The sequence below is a fragment of the Paraburkholderia sp. IW21 genome (genome assembly GCF_041321145.1).
Classification (GTDB): Bacteria; Pseudomonadota; Gammaproteobacteria; order Burkholderiales; family Burkholderiaceae; genus Paraburkholderia.
Map to the genome: position 1 here is coordinate 63,105 of NZ_JBGGWA010000013.1, position 14,634 is coordinate 77,738.

Sequence of the window (14,634 nt, forward strand, 5' to 3'; positions counted from 1 at the left end):
TTGTTTCAGTGAAAATTGCGGCTCGCCGTCTGCAGTTCACCAAGGAGATGTGACACGTCGACGAGCCGTTGCGCGACAAGGTGCATCACGTCGCCTTCGCGTTGCCACACGCCATACACAGCGAGCAGCGATGCCCCGAGCGCCTCGCGCCGTTGCCGCTCGAGCACCGACTGCCAGACGATGACGTTGACCGACCCCGTCTCGTCCTCAAGCGTCATGAACATCACGCCGTTTGCGGTGCCGGGGCGCTGCCGCACCGTCACAATCCCGCATCCCCGCGCGAGCTGTCCGTTGCGGTAGCGCGTCAGCGCTTCGGCGGGCATCAGCCGCATGGACAGCAGCTTTTCGCGCAGCAGTGCAAGCGGATGACGGCCGAGAGTGAGACCAGTCGAGCGGTAGTCCGCGATCAGGTCCTGTCCTTCCGTCGGAGCCGTGAGTGCCGGCGCCTCTTCCTCGCGTGTCGTTGCGCGCAACAGATCCTTATCGGGCACCGCGGCGACTGCCGCCCACAGCGCCTGCCTGCGGTCCCCGGAGAGCGGCTTGAGCGCGTTCGCTGCCGCCAGCACCTGCAGGTCGTGGCGGTCGAGTTGAGCGCGGTTGGCAAGATCGGCGACGTCGCGAAACGGCCTGGCTGCGCGTGCCGCCTCAATGCGCCTGGCAGTTTCCTCGCGCATGCCGCGAACAACGGACATGCCGAGCCGCACGGGCGCCATACTGCCATCGCCTTCCATGGCCGAATCCCAACCGCTGATGGTCACGTCAACCGGCAGCACGCCAACGCCGTGGCGCTTCGCGTCCTGTACAAGCTGCGAAGGCGAGTAAAAGCCCATCGGCTGGCTGTTCAGCATCGCGCAGAGGAACGCTGCGGGTTCATGGCGCTTAAGCCAGCAGCTTGCGTAGACGAGAAGGGCGAAGCTCGCCGCGTGACTTTCAGGAAAGCCGTACTCGCCGAAGCCCTGGATCTGGGCAAAGATGGACTCGGCGAATTCACGGTCGTAGCCGCGCTGAAGCATGCCTTCGACGATCCGGTCATGATAGTGCTGCAGGCCACCCTTGCGCTTCCATGCCGCCATAGCGCGGCGCAGCTGATCAGCTTCGCCGGCGCTGAAACCTGCCGCGAGCATCGCAACCTGCATAACCTGCTCCTGAAAGATCGGCACGCCGAGCGTGCGTTTCAGTGCCTGCTCGACTTCGGGGCTCGGGTAGGAGACGGGCTCGATGCCCTGACGCCGCCGCAGATACGGATGCACCATGCCGCCCTGAACCGGGCCCGGCCGCACGATCGCGACTTCGATCACGAGATCGTAGAACTCGCGCGGTTTCAATCGCGGCAGCATGCTCATCTGGGCACGCGACTCGATCTGGAATACGCCAACCGTGTCGGCCGCGCAGATCATGTCGTAAGTCGCTCCGTCCTCGGGCGGGATGTCCTGCATTTCGAACGGCTCGCCGCGCTGCTGCGATACGAGCTCGAGGGCGCGGCGGATCGCCGACAGCATGCCAAGTGCGAGGACATCGATCTTCAGCAGGCCGAGCGCTTCCAGATCGTCCTTGTCCCACTGGATCACGGTGCGATCCGGCATCGACGCATTCTCAACCGGCACGAGACGGGACAACTTGCCGCGCGCGATCACGAAGCCGCCCGTGTGCTGCGACAGATGACGCGGAAAGCTGAGCAGCTGCGCGGCAAGTGTCGCCCACTGCTGGATCATCGGCGTCTCGGGATCAAGGCCGCTGTCCACGAAACGTCTTGTCAGATCCGCGCTCGAATCGAACCAGTGATGTTCCTTCGCGACGCGGTCAACGATGACAGGGTCGATGCCAAGCGCCTTGCCAGAATCGCGGATCGCGGAGCGGGGCCGGTAGGTCGTCACTGCGGCCGCCAGAGCCGCGCGCGTGCGGGAGTACTTCCGGTAAATGTACTGGATGACTTCCTCGCGGCGCTGGTGCTCGAAGTCCACGTCGATGTCCGGTGGTTCGCCGCGCTCCTTGCTGATGAACCGCTCGAACAGCATGCTGCTACGCGCCGGGTCGACCTCGGTGACGCCAAGGCAATAGCACACGGCGGAGTTGGCAGCGGAGCCACGCCCTTGACACAGGATTCCCTCGTTGCGCGCGAAGCGCACGATGTCGTACACCGTCAGGAAATACGGCTCGTATTTCAGGTCCGAAATCAGCGCGAGTTCGTGTTCGATCTGCACTTGCACGTTGTGCGGAATGCCGCGTGGATAGCGGCGCTGCGCCCCCAGATAGGTTTCGCCGCGCAGGTAGTCGGTTGGAGTCGTGCCGGGCGGCACCAGTTCGTCTGGGTATTCATAGCGCAGTTCGTCCAGCACGAACGAGCACCGGGCGGCGATGTTCAACGTCTGCGCGAGCGCCTCCGCTGGATAGACGTTGGCAAGCCGCAAACGCGAGCGCAGATGCTGTTCGGCGTTGGGCGCGAGTTCAAAGCCGCATTCCGCGACCGGGCGGTTAAGCCGGATGGCGGTGAGCGTGTCCTGTAGAGGCTTGCGCGATCGCACGTGGATGAGTACCTGACCTGTCGCGACGACGTTCAGACCATGTCGCTCGGCGACATCGAGCACGACATTGCGGTGAATGTCATCCAGCGCCCGCGCGTGCAAGGTCAGGCCCATCCAGCAGCGATTTTCGCCAAACGTGCGTGCAGCCCATTCGGCCTGCGCGTCGAGGCGCGCTTCCTTCGCCGGGAATTCGGGCGTCAGGATGATCAGGCAGTCGGACAGGGCTCGCAAGTGCGCATACGGCGGGTCTGGATGGTCGAGATCGTGCGGATAGAGCAGGTACGTGCCCTTGGCCGTGCGCGTGCGTGCGAGCGTAATCAGTTCAGACAGGTTGCCGTACCCTTCGCGATTCTGTGCGATCGCCGTGAAGGCAAGGGCAGGAGAGCCGTCCGAATTGGTCAGCCGGAAATGCGCGCCGACGAGCAGCTTGATGCCCGCTTCTTTCGCCGCGACGTGCGCGCGCACGATGCCAGCGAGCGAGCATTCGTCGGTGACAGCGATCGCCTCATACCCGAGTTGCGCCGCGCGCGCGGCCAATTCCTCGGCATGTGACGCGCCCTGAAGGAACGTGAAGTTGGAGAAGCACTGCAACTCGGCATAGCCGGGCAGGGCGAACGACAGATACGACATGGCCTATCCGAAGAGACCATGCAGATACCAGCGCGGCTCATCCTCGTCGACCGCACCGATCCGCTCCCGGAAGATCCAGTAGCAGATGTGGTCGTCGGCTTCCGCGAGGAAGTAGTCGCGGGTGACCGCCTCGCCCTGGAACCAGCCTGCTTCAACGCGCTCGCCGGACGACACGGTGCGCAGCGGCGTGCCGTAGAAGGGGCGTTCGCCGCGCATTAGCAGCTTCAGCGGCTGTTCCAGCAGCCACGTCGGCCGCGGCGTATCGCTCGCCGGCGGCACATACTTTGTTTTATTGTCCGTCACGGACACCCAGCGCGCGGCGACCTCTGGCCGGTGGTCAGCTACCGGCGCCGGGCGCAGCACATTTTCCGCGCCGAGGCGCGCGACCAGCAGTTCTAGCAACCGCGCGTGATCGGACGCGGTGCCGCCCGGCTCCGGAAAGAGCGAGTCGGATGCCGCTTCCGCCTCGCTGACTTCCTGCACAACGAGTTGGAGGGCGATGACGGCGGCCGCAAGTTCCACGCGCGTAAGCCTTTCCTTCAGCAACCGCACGAGGTGATCCTCGCGCCACGTCGGTTCCGCGAGCGAAACTTCGATGGCGGTTGGCTCAATCGCATCGCGGCCGCGTTCATGCTCGAGCAGTAGAACGATGCGGGTCACGGCAAGCTGCTTCTGCGACAGCCAGCCGGTTAGCTGAACCACTAGCCGGCGCGCCGCAAACAGGCAGGCCTCGGCGTGTTCGATGCGATCCGGCAGTTCCACGCGCGCCTGAAAGGTCGGCGGCGTCTCAAACCATTCGTACACTTCGGGTGCATCTCCATTGGCGCGGTCGAGCAGATCCAGCAACGCTGTCCCGCAACGCTTCTTCAAACCTGCACGGGGCAGTCGCATCAGTTGTCCAACCGTTTCGCAGCCAATGCCAGTGAGCCAGTCCATATGGCGACGCGCGGACGGCGGCAGGCCGACCGGCAAACCGGCCAACGCGCGTTGGAGAGAATCGTGCGACAGTGCGACACCGCCACGAGCGCGCGCAAGCAACCATGCCGCCTGCCCCGTCGGCGCAACGCTGACGGTCGCGGTCATGCCGATAGCATCCACGACCCGGTGCGCCATGCGGCGCAGCGAGCGGATGCCCCCAAAGAGCCGCAGGCTTGCTGACACGTCGACGAGCACAGTGCTTTCCTCCGCGATGACCACTTGCGGCGAAAGATTCAACAGGCCTGTGGCGACCTCGCGCACCGTGTTCACCTCGGCCGCGCTGTCGCGCTCATGCATGACAGTAGCGGGCGCAAGCGTGAGTACGCCGCCGCGGCGCATGCCCGTACAGACGCCTGCCTCTCGCGCCCGCGCGTCCATGGCGATGACGCGCTCTTTCTCGAGCACGGCAATACCGTTGGCTGGGTCCGAGGTTTCACGCGACCACTTCGGCCGGAACACCTCGAGGCACAGCGACGGGAGATGGACGCCTAACCACAGTTGCATTGCGTTTTACGTTCAGAATCGGGGAGGGCGTCAGCGGGACGAAGAGCGGCTCATCGCGTGCGGGGCCGCGGCGTTTGATGAACTGGATATCGACACCGTCTTTCGCGGCCCGGATCGCAAGCCGAAGCGGCGCCGGGGAGGCGTCGCGCGTCGTCGCAAGCGGTCGCAACACGAAAAAGAGCGACTCGGACGCCTGTGCGGCCAGATGCAGTCGGCGCAGCGAGTCGGGCCGCACGTGGCTCTGCCAGAAAAGCAGAGCACCGCATGTGCCTGCGCGCAGAATCTGCTCCGCAGCCCACAGCGCATCGGCCGTGCGGGGCGCTTTGACCGTCATTACATTTGAAGGATCTAGTCCCCACCAGGCGAGAGCCGTCGGCTGAAGGTCATGAGGCGGTTGCAGCATGGCGACAGGCCTGGTCGACAACTGCTCGAATGCAGGACGAAGCAGCCGTAATTCGCCGCAGCCCGTCTGCTGCACAAGCAGATCGGTCAGTGCGCCACGTGGCCAGCCCCCCCCGGGCAACTCCCGCGCAAGATTCACGTCGCCGCAGTCAACGACGCGCGACCGGACGTGCGCAAGTTGATTGCCCCGCCACAGATCCGAATGAATCGTTTCGGGCAGCATGACGGCATTCATGGCTCTCTCCGTCTCAAACACCTGTATAAAAACACAGTATAGCCTGGGCGCCAGCGTGGATCCTCAAGAAATATGGGGTCGCATCGCAAACCGGCATTGCACCGGTGCAACTCGTCTGTTGCTGTGATTGACAAAGAAAACGATTTATTAGAAATTATTTTGTTGTTCTAAATGATGCCGATCATTAGGCTCCGTGATAGATTCCGGTTCTCATGATTCACCAAACGCCAGTTATGCAAATCCGCTTTGTGCTCGCCCTTGCCGTCGTGGGCGGGGCCATGTCGTCGCTTACCGCTTGTTCGGACAAGTCAGCCCCGAATGAAGAAAACTTCACCGCGGCGGTAAACCAAAAATTGGCCTCAAGCCCGCAGCGCTGCCTGCCCGCCGTGTCGTGGCCGGCCTCGGCGGAGCCAACGGATCACGGCAACCCATACGCGTTCTACGACGCCGGCGTCGGTTTCGTGAGCGCGGGGCTAGCGACAGTTAAAGAAGCGGGCCCAAATGCGTCGACCAATTTCCGTAAGAAGGCGATTTTCTCCCTTACCGACGAGGGCAAAAAGATCTTGGTGCGTGAGCCGTTTCAGCCATATCCGAATCAACAGACCGGCCGCTTTTGCTACGGAAATATAAAGCTGACCAAGATACTGAAGTGGGACGCGCCGGTGACGATCGGCAGCGCGACCGGTACCACCGTCTACTACGCATATGAGATCACCGACGCCCCCAAATGGGCTGTCAACGAGCAACTGAGGGCCGCATACCCGGACCTCGCAAATGACGTGGCAGGTAAGGGGCAAGCAACGCTCCCCGTCACCCTGACAAACGAGGGTTGGAAAGCGGCCAATTGAGCGGTTTTTCAAAGGCCATCCAAGGTTGCGGCCGGGGTAACGGGAGCGGATTTCGTTTGTCGTTCCACTCGGCGTTCGACACTCTTGAGCCTACATTTGTAAAACCACGCTGAGCCCAGTGACAGCCAGAGCATGAACTGAGTCGTGTCCCCGAGACCTTGACGATCAATATGCGGCAGGGCTCCTTGGGTAACCGCTATGGACGTGTATAAGGTGATAACGGAGGCCACGAGCAACACCACCGCGATGATCAACATGGTGTCTTGGTCGTCGTGCCCTTTTTTCTGGAGTTGAAGGCTCTTCAATGAGTCTCTGAGTACTTCAAAAAAAGCAATGAAAACGACGAACATGGCGTCGGGTCCACGGAACGCATCGTGCAGTGACGCGCCTATCTCCAGATAACAGAAAAAGATTATCACCAAGGGTATGCAAAGATAAAGCACCTGGACGAGCGCCCATCCCGCAGTTTCCGTATTGACAGATAGCCAGGATTTGACCCGCGTCCAAAGGCTCTCATCTGCGATATCTTTCATTTGCTATCGATTGCTAAAGGTCGAGTCTTTGTTATCGGCATCTTTCACCCTAGGTTGAGCGGTCAGCGGCCAACGTACACATAACGGCACGCAACTGCCGCTATGGTAGCGGCCACTATTCGAACTCTGTTCGACAGTTTTCAGCAAGAGAGGGCCGCTGTTCCGATGCCTCGGGGTCGCCGGTGCGGTGAGCGACCTCGCGCCGGGCGCGACGCTTCCCTTGTGGGGGCGTTGGTGGCAAGTGATAATCGGATCATGCTTCTGTCACAACGAGGTCCGCGCCAGCCGTTAGGTTCTTTAATTGATGAACGCTCACGTCCATCTGCTCTTTAGCCGCCTAGGTTCAGGTCTCTCCGGCTTGAACGCTCGGTAACGACTGCTTTGGAAGAGGCATTACTCAACAGGCTGCGATCGGCTCGCGAGTTGCGCGACGCAGGCAGAGCCGGTGCGCCCCCGTTTAGCGGCGCTTCCGACAGGGGCGCGGGGAAATCCTGACTGGAAAGGTCAAACCCTTATAGTGCAACCCAATCTATCATGGCCGATTCCAAAACTCCCCTTGAACATTTCCTAAGCTGGTTCGAGAGCGTGCCACCAGATCATCAGATGGATATCGCAACGGTAGCCTCTTTCCTTCCGGGCTTCCGATCCGCGCAGCGTGTCGCCGACCCCAACCAGATTCCCAACCGATTCGTTGAGATCGTGCGTTCATACATAACAACTCAATCTAAGCTGAGCGAAAAGGCGATGGCGATCACACTCCATTACTATATCGGCCCGGAGATCGTGGAAAAGCGAGCGGCGTCTGACTGGCGCGCCGGACAGGTCGGCCTCCGTGAGGTCATGGACATCCTCGGATATCAAGACGCTCCTCAAGTTCAGCCCGGCGTCAACGCTGCTGAGTTCCGTCATCGCCAATGGATTGCGACGCGCGATAAGTGGCGGAATCTCGTCGCCGGGCCTTTTTCCATCGAGGCCATTCGACGTTTCGCCGAGTCCGCTACTTAACCAATCGATAGAGTCCAGCGAGGGGCAAAGCGCGATCGCGATTATGCAACTTGCGTCCCATCTGCCTTAGCTCTCTCGATCAGGACCTCGCTAGCAAAATTCGGAACGACTGCATCCCATCCAGACTTCTTTCTGACCAGCAAATCAACGGGGGATGAACAAGGTGCGCGCGAATTCCTATCATAAGCGTCCAGGTTATATAAACCGGAAAGATCATGCCGTTTCAGGGCGGTTCAGCTGGAACCCTATCTTTCCGCGAAGGCGTTCCGGATCTGCTGGGCGCGCTTTACTTCGTCGCTGTGCAGGTAGATCGACGTCGTCGCGATCGAGGCATGGCGCAGGTTATCCCGTACCGTGGTCAGCTCAGCCCCGCGAGCCAGGGCGTGGGTCGCATGCGTGTGTCGGGTCCAGTGCGGACTCGCGCGACGCAGCTTTTCCGCGAGCACCGGGTTGTCCGCCTCGATGACTTCGGCCGCTTTCGCAAAAAACCGCCGTGTGACCTCCCATAGCCGGACACCGCTGATACCTGCCGCACTGTCCTGCTCGAGGCTGCCAATGAGTGGCGTATCGGGATGCCAGCGGGTCGGCGTGACCGGCAGCCTTCGCTCCACCAGGTAGCGGTCCAGCGCAGTACGAGCCAGTGGTGGTAGCGCGACCTTGCCCGCCTTGCGCCCTTTCCCGATGATGCTCAGCCAGTGATCGCCCCGGGCGTCGGTTTCGACGTTGCCGAGACAGGCGCCAACCAGTTCGCTGACGCGCAGGCCGGTCGCATACGCGAAGTCCAGTACGAAGCGCAGGCGTTGCCCAGCCGGCGCTTCCCAGCCATACGACCACTCAAGTCCGTCAGCAATGGCGCGCACGAGCATCCACTCGCCCTCGGTAAAGGCGTGGGACGTGTCGAGCACGGTTGAGCGGCTGGTGCTCCGCACCTTGACGCCGGCGAACGGGTTGGCCAGGAGATAGCGCTGCTCGATAAGCCAGCGGAACATCGCGCCGAGTACGGACAGCGCGTAGGCGGTTGAGCGGGCCGACAGCCCACCGGAAAATGGTCGCCACTCCGGCGAGGTGCGCGGGCGCATGGGTCCCACCCAGCGCTCGCGCGGGGTGGGCCGCCGGACGAAACTCCGGTATGCAATGGCATGCATCCTCCGTCGTGGTGTGGCCTTGATTTTCGCGCAGGTTTCCCGTTAGGGCGCCCTTGCCCGGCGGCGCATTGCCTTGCGTCCCCAAATATTTTTATATAAAAATCAGCTAGTTGCTGTCTACCTGTGTTGGGTACACATATAGGCGGCGGTGTATGCACTCAAAATGACCGTTGCTATGCGACCCTTCATCGAGCTGGGCGAGCGGTCAGTCTCCGCCAACTTGCCCGTGGCACGTGCAAGTCGCAGGCTTGCCGGGGATTGATGACGGCCGCCGAGTGCCGGGAAGCTTGCGGTGCGCAGGTAAAAGACATCTCCCGGCCCCCTTCGCCTCCAGCGCGACGTGGTGACCTGCAAACTTCTCAAGCATGGAGTCAAAGCCGACATGATCATTCGGAAGAGTCAACGGAGTGGATGTCACACCAACTGCTATGTCCAAAGTGGCTTTCGCCACGTCGATGCCAGCAATGACCAGTGTCGGATTCGGAACTGGCAAGCTCGCCATTACCCCTCCTTGTACATGCGAATTCGGTACAGACAACTGTTCGGGCTTTCGATGAGCAGTTCGGCACTGCGCCTTAATGCTTAGAGACGGGCTTCAAACCCCATGGAAGTTCTGGCTGCACGAGCCTCGCTTAACTTGCATCAACACCGGCCTGTGATGGCATTGCCCAACATCCGTTCGGCACGTTAGTCGCGTATGGGAAAAGCGGACTCGACGCCAACACATTCCTTTCGAACTAGCGATGGGAGAGGGAGGTCAGGGCGTACTGCGCGTGCGTCGCGCGGGCGAGCCACGTATGCCGGGAAGTCGAGAATGGCGACGAGGTGCTTGTGGTCTTTCATGCCGGGCGAAGCCTGCATGTCGCCGAACTGGTATCCGGGCAAGCATGAACTGCACGAGCGGGTGCCGACCTGAAATTACATGATTGTCCATGCTCGCGGACGCATCGCGATCATCGACGACAAGCGTTATGCGCGCAGCGTCATCGATCGGTTGACGCGCGCGCACAAAGCCTCGCAGCCATAACCATGGAACATGGTCGATGCGTCCAGGCACTACCTCACAGCCGAATCCAAACAAGGCTGCGTCTACTGACCAAATGCCGTTTTCATCATGCTCAAGCGATCGGCAACCCGTCGTGCATAGCCCTTGGCGCCCCCGCTATAGCGACATAGCGCGCCCTCGAGGTCTCCACCTGACGCCCTTATGTAGTCTCGGAGAATCGCGGACCCGATATGGACGTTGGTGCGCGGGTCGGTCAAATCGGATGTGCGAAGGACACGGTCTCTGTGTTGAGATGGAAGTACTTGCATGAGTCCCTTGGCGCCAACAACACTTATCGCAAATCGGTCGAAACTAGATTCGACTGCGATCACTGCAAGCAATAACAACGGCGAGATTGTGTAACGCCTTGCCGCAGTTAGCACCGCGTGACCGATTCCCAAGGCGTCGTGTAATCCTATATGAAAACGAGAACTCACAACAGCTGCGATTTCCTCTGCTGTGGGTGCTTCCTCTAGCGGCAGGTCGACCGCTTCAGCCGACGTCGGCCAAGCCGGCGCAACGGCGCCATAACACAGCCCCGTTAGCGAGCAGAAAACCACAATAGCCGAGAGGACGATGTCGCGCAGGCGGCGAGCAAGAGTGTGTAGCCACCCAATTGAATCTTCGCTCAGGTTCGTGAACATGGTCTATGTTCCTCAATATTCCATGGTCACGATCGGTTCAATCGGTCTTCCATGGAACGACACGACGAGGAATAGATGAAAACAACAAAGTAGAAAATCGGAGTATCGTGTACTGTCCAATTCAGTCTTTAAGAAATTAAACAATCTGCCCAGACCTTCCGCAGCGAAAACAGCAGAGTCGTCAAGCCAGACGCTCGAGCGCCCGATCAATGCAAGCTGCGCACGTTTCGCTCGCAACCAACTCGCGAACGCTGTTGGCATAGCGTTGGTGAGCTGCAGGCACCTGTCCACGCTCTTGCATTCTTCACGTTTGATTTGTTCATCCAGCTCGACCAGCCATGCCCGGGTCGCTCGAAGTCTTTTCGATACCCATCACAATTTTCCTTCAATGCCAACGAATCGTCGACGCTACAGTAAGCATACCTTATTAAAATCTACGGTCCGCCGGTAGACGTTCCTGTTCAGCCATGGCACGAACGTGTATTCGTCGTATGCATTGCTGCCCACATAAATCCAATTGCTGAGAATTCTGGACATCATCGTCTCCTACTTTTTCCACCATTAACGGGCGCCGGTTTTACAACAAAGGCCGCTCCATGCCGGCTTTCATGTCCTCCGATGCCAAGGCGCCGGGTTGCAAACTCGTTCGCCTGCAGCACGTCGCTACCAACAGATAGTACATGATGACTAAGATAGGTAAACATACCAACAACGTCAAGAAAAACTTTGGCGGCGTGTCCACTGGCTTCGCGCCTGAAAAGGCGGTCTCAAGCGCTCAAGCTGCTTGCGGGTGCCGGAACCGCTTCCCGGGAGTTGTCGTGGGGCTGGCAGGCTAGTGCGTAACCATGGGAAGAGCGGGAATACCCTCTCTTTTGCTCTTGCACAATGTTTTTCTTTCTGACCTAATTTCGGTAACGTTTACTATGACAATTCTGGAAGTGATTGCAACCGGAGCACACAACGACGTTTCAAGGGTTCAACGATCGATGAAGGCATGCGAGGCATTCGACGAGGAAGGTGTCGTCTGGCCATGGATCTTCCTGGCGAGCAGTAGCTGGCCCGGCGCTTCCTGATTTACGACCAGAGGATGGAAAAGCTGGACCCATGGCTGCCTGCTTCTTGAAGGTACGGCGCACAAGACTCACGGCCAAAACGCGAATCCGTTCGCGAAGGCCGCCCGGGCGAACTGGTCGGGCAGTCGCGGTTCGACCGGTTGTTCGCTGGTCTGGCAGGATCTGGGGCACGTTTGATACTTCGCCATTGGCCGTAACCCGCAGAACACAGGGAATTCCCTGTCTTTTTTCTTTTTCCTATTTTTGTATTATGACCTAACTTTGGTAGTATTTTCTACGAAGGCGCCGCAGGAAGCGTTTGCAACCGGGTCGCCTGTTGACGATTCAGGAGTTCAGCTATGGATGAAGCCACGCGCAAGGCGTTCGCAGAGGACGGCGCCGTTCTGGTCAAGGGCCTTCTCAGCGAGCAACAGTTGGCCCGGTGCCGACAGGTCTTCGACTGGGGTATAGAGAACCCCGGGCCTATGGCCTGCAGCCTCTTCGACGGCACAGTGCACAAGACGCACAACGACAACGCCAATCCGTATGCGAAGGGGCGTCTGGACGAGCTCGCTGGAGAGCTGCCGTTCGGCCGACTGTTCGCGGATCTCTGGGGCTCAGACAACGTCTGGTATTTCGCGGAGGAACTGTTCCTCAAAAGTGGGGGCAGGAGCGGGCGCTCGCCGTGGCATCAGGACACTTCCTACCTGCCATGGGAGGGCATGCACTTCGGCAATGCCTGGATCAGTTTCGAGGCCGTACCCAAACAGAATGCGCTCGAGATTGTGCGGGGATCGCATCGAGGCCCGCGGCACGACGGCACGACCTTTCAAAATGCTGAAGATCCGACTGATCCTCTGCATGGCGACGATGTCTGGCCACGCCTGCCGAATATCGAGGCTGAGCGCCGCGTTAGCCCGTCTGCTTACGAAATCATTTCCTGGGCGACAGAGCCCGGCGACGTCCTGCTGCTGCATCCGGGGGTGCTACACGGTGGCGGCGCGGTGGACGCCGCGTTTCCGGATCGCCACACGCTCGTGCTGCGCTTCTTCGGCGACGACGCGGTTTTCAGCCCGCTGCCGCAACCGAGCCTCTCGGGCTTCACGCCGGCTGGTGTGTTGTTCGTTGAAGAACTTGCCGCGTTGAGAGAAGGGGATCCGTTTCGCGCACCGTGTTTCCGTCAACTCATCTGACCAAAGGGGCCACCATCATGACAATGTCCACTACGCGGCAATCAATCATCCCGCCGCCGTTCCAGGCGTTCTACGACGCCTACCATTTCTCACCCGCGACCCGCGTGGGGGACACGATCTGGGTCTCCGGCCAGGTCGGCATCGGTCCGGATATGAAAGCCGGCGAAGGAATGTCGGCGCAGGCCCGTATCGCCTTCGAGTCCCTGAAGGCCGTGCTCGAGACGGCGGGCGCGAGCCTTTCCGATGTGGTGGAGCTGACCACGTTCCATACAGATCTGCGCGGCGAAATCGAGGCCTTTTCGGCGGTCAAGGACACCTACTTCCCGGCGTGCTTTCCCTCGTGGACGGCGGTTGGCGTAACACAACTGGCATTACCCGAGTTGTGCATCGAGATTCGGGCGGTGGCCGTGGCAGGGTGCGGCGAGGGTTGAGCGGTTTGGTCTCGATGCGTCAGGATTGAATCTGACACTTCGTATTGCGAATTAGATTGAAATCGGAAGGAGAGTCATGATGAGAAAGCACACTATTGGAGCCTTGTCGGCCATTGCGGCAGCCTTACTGCTCGTGGCCGGGGCCGCCGTTGCCGACGATCTCACGTCGGTAGGCGCGGAGCGCTCGGCCAGCAAGGACGGGCTCGTGCCGGCGTTTGCCGGCCGGGAAGCGACGCCGGCCGGTTGGGAGTGGGGCAAGATTCGCGGCGACTTCTGGAAGCACAAGAATGAAAAGCCCCTGTACACGATCGATGCATCGAACGTCGACAAATATGCCGACAAGCTTTCCCCTGGGCTGATCCAGCTCGTCAAGCAACTGAAGGGCTATCGAATGGACGTCTATCCGTCGCATCGCGAGTGCCAGTTGCCTGATTTTGCCGAGCAGAATTCGAAGGCAAATCTCACGACGGCGAAACTCGCTTCGGATGGCGAGACGGTGCAGGCCGCAGTGCTCCCCGGCGTGGCCTTCCCGCAGCCGAAGAACGGCGCCGAAGCGATCCTCAACTACGAGACGCGTTATCGCGGCGAGGGCGTCGAGTGGTCGCCGGTTGTCACGTCCATTGCCCCGCGCCCCGGCAGCAGTGACTGGATCGACGCAATCGGTCCCCAGTCGTTCTTTTTCCCGGCGGGCAAGGAAGGCAAGACCACACCGCAGGACGTCGACCAGTTCAACCTGGGCGCCTACTTCTCGGTCGATTCACCGGCTGCGCTGGCCGGACAGGCCTTCGTGCAGCGTCAGTATTTCGACAAGGATTCTGAGACGTACTACTACTTTCCGGGCCAGCGCCGCGTGAGGCGTATGCCGGCCTATACGCATGATGCACCGCTGATCGGCTTCGAGAATCAGTACCTGATCGACGAATCCAACATGTTCAACGGTTCCATCGACCGCTTCAACTGGAAGCTTGTGGGCAAGAAGGAAATGGTCGTTCCGTACGACGATTTCGGCATGTACAACTTCAAGGACAAGCTGCGTGACGTCGCCACGCCCAATGGCATCGCGTCCGACCATCGTCGATACGAGGTGCACCGCGTCTGGGTGGTCGAGGCGACGCTCAAGCCCACGGCACGTCACGTCGCGTCGAAGAAGGTTTTTTACCTGGACGAGGATAGCTGGCTAGCGCTTGTAGGCGAGGACTATGACGCGCAGGGCAAGCTCTGGAAGGTGCGCGAGAGCTATCCGATCCCGGTGTGGGAGCTGGGTGGCGCCTGCGATAACGAGCCGATGGCCCAGTATGACCTCAACAACGGACGCTACGTGTTCGACGCTTCGTCGATTGGCCAGGGCAAGGACCTTCACTGGTACGAGCAGGTCAGCGACCCGCGTTTCAAGACCGATTTCTTCACGGCGGAATCGTTGAGATCGGTGAGCGAGCGCTGAGGTTCGCGCAGGTGCAGGGGACCGAC

Annotated in this window: 10 protein-coding genes and 2 pseudogenes; 6 read left to right on the plus strand and 6 right to left on the minus strand. The window is 60.3% G+C overall.

All coding sequences use genetic code 11. From position 1 onward, the window contains the following. Positions 1–5: 5 nt before the first annotated feature. Genes ACAX43_RS26785 through imuA form a run of 3 tightly spaced genes read right to left on the minus strand, consistent with a single transcriptional unit; the run spans position 6 to position 5,271 of the window. Positions 6–3,152: an error-prone DNA polymerase gene (locus ACAX43_RS26785; protein ID WP_370711424.1), complete on the minus strand. Its 3,147-nt coding sequence runs from the start codon at positions 3,150–3,152 to the stop codon at positions 6–8. A 3-nt stretch (positions 3,153–3,155) separates the two neighbouring features. After that, positions 3,156–4,634, minus strand: coding sequence for a DNA polymerase Y family protein (locus ACAX43_RS26790; RefSeq protein ID WP_370711425.1), 1,479 nt, complete (start codon positions 4,632–4,634; stop codon positions 3,156–3,158). Beyond that, the gene (imuA, locus tag ACAX43_RS26795; protein WP_370711426.1) at positions 4,564–5,271 is read right to left on the minus strand and encodes a translesion DNA synthesis-associated protein ImuA; all 708 of its coding nucleotides are present in this window, start codon (positions 5,269–5,271) and stop codon (positions 4,564–4,566) included. The genes ACAX43_RS26790 and imuA overlap by 71 nt, the downstream gene beginning before the upstream one ends. 212 nt (positions 5,272–5,483) lie before the next feature. Here imuA and ACAX43_RS26800 point away from each other — a divergent pair, with 212 nt between their 5' ends. After that, positions 5,484–6,119: a hypothetical protein gene (locus ACAX43_RS26800; protein WP_370711427.1), complete on the plus strand. Its 636-nt coding sequence runs from the start codon at positions 5,484–5,486 to the stop codon at positions 6,117–6,119. A gap of 8 nt (positions 6,120–6,127) precedes the next feature. On the opposite strand, the gene ACAX43_RS26805 is transcribed toward ACAX43_RS26800, so the two are convergent. Then, on the minus strand, positions 6,128–6,652 hold the full coding sequence (locus ACAX43_RS26805; protein WP_370711428.1) for a hypothetical protein: 525 nt from the start codon (positions 6,650–6,652) through the stop codon (positions 6,128–6,130). Positions 6,653–7,186: 534 nt separating this feature from the next. Between ACAX43_RS26805 and ACAX43_RS26810 the strand changes: the two genes are divergently transcribed. Further along, complete coding sequence (locus ACAX43_RS26810; protein WP_370711429.1) at positions 7,187–7,657, plus strand: hypothetical protein; 471 nt, start codon at positions 7,187–7,189, stop codon at positions 7,655–7,657. Positions 7,658–7,902: 245 nt separating this feature from the next. On the opposite strand, the pseudogene ACAX43_RS26815 reads toward ACAX43_RS26810, so the two are convergent. Continuing rightward, a pseudogene (locus tag ACAX43_RS26815) lies at positions 7,903–8,796 on the minus strand (tyrosine-type recombinase/integrase); the annotation flags it as partial. 669 nt (positions 8,797–9,465) lie between these two features. Between ACAX43_RS26815 and ACAX43_RS26820 the strand changes: the two are divergent. Continuing rightward, positions 9,466–9,826, plus strand: a pseudogene (locus ACAX43_RS26820) (FMN-binding negative transcriptional regulator); the annotation flags it as partial. A 65-nt stretch (positions 9,827–9,891) separates the two neighbouring features. Here ACAX43_RS26820 and ACAX43_RS26825 read toward each other — a convergent pair. Then, on the minus strand, positions 9,892–10,491 hold the full coding sequence (locus ACAX43_RS26825; RefSeq protein ID WP_370711430.1) for a lytic transglycosylase domain-containing protein: 600 nt from the start codon (positions 10,489–10,491) through the stop codon (positions 9,892–9,894). 1,411 nt (positions 10,492–11,902) lie between these two features. Between ACAX43_RS26825 and ACAX43_RS26830 the strand changes: the two genes are divergently transcribed. The 3 genes from ACAX43_RS26830 to ACAX43_RS26840 all read left to right on the plus strand — a co-directional run bounded on the left by ACAX43_RS26830 (position 11,903) and on the right by ACAX43_RS26840 (position 14,608). Continuing rightward, complete coding sequence (locus ACAX43_RS26830) at positions 11,903–12,736, plus strand: phytanoyl-CoA dioxygenase family protein (RefSeq protein WP_370711431.1); 834 nt, start codon at positions 11,903–11,905, stop codon at positions 12,734–12,736. Between the two features lie 17 nt (positions 12,737–12,753). Then, positions 12,754–13,167, plus strand: a complete 414-nt coding sequence (locus ACAX43_RS26835; protein ID WP_370711432.1) for a RidA family protein — start codon at positions 12,754–12,756, stop codon at positions 13,165–13,167. A 76-nt stretch (positions 13,168–13,243) separates the two neighbouring features. Next, positions 13,244–14,608: a DUF1329 domain-containing protein gene (locus ACAX43_RS26840; protein WP_370711433.1), complete on the plus strand. Its 1,365-nt coding sequence runs from the start codon at positions 13,244–13,246 to the stop codon at positions 14,606–14,608. Positions 14,609–14,634 lie beyond the last annotated feature (26 nt).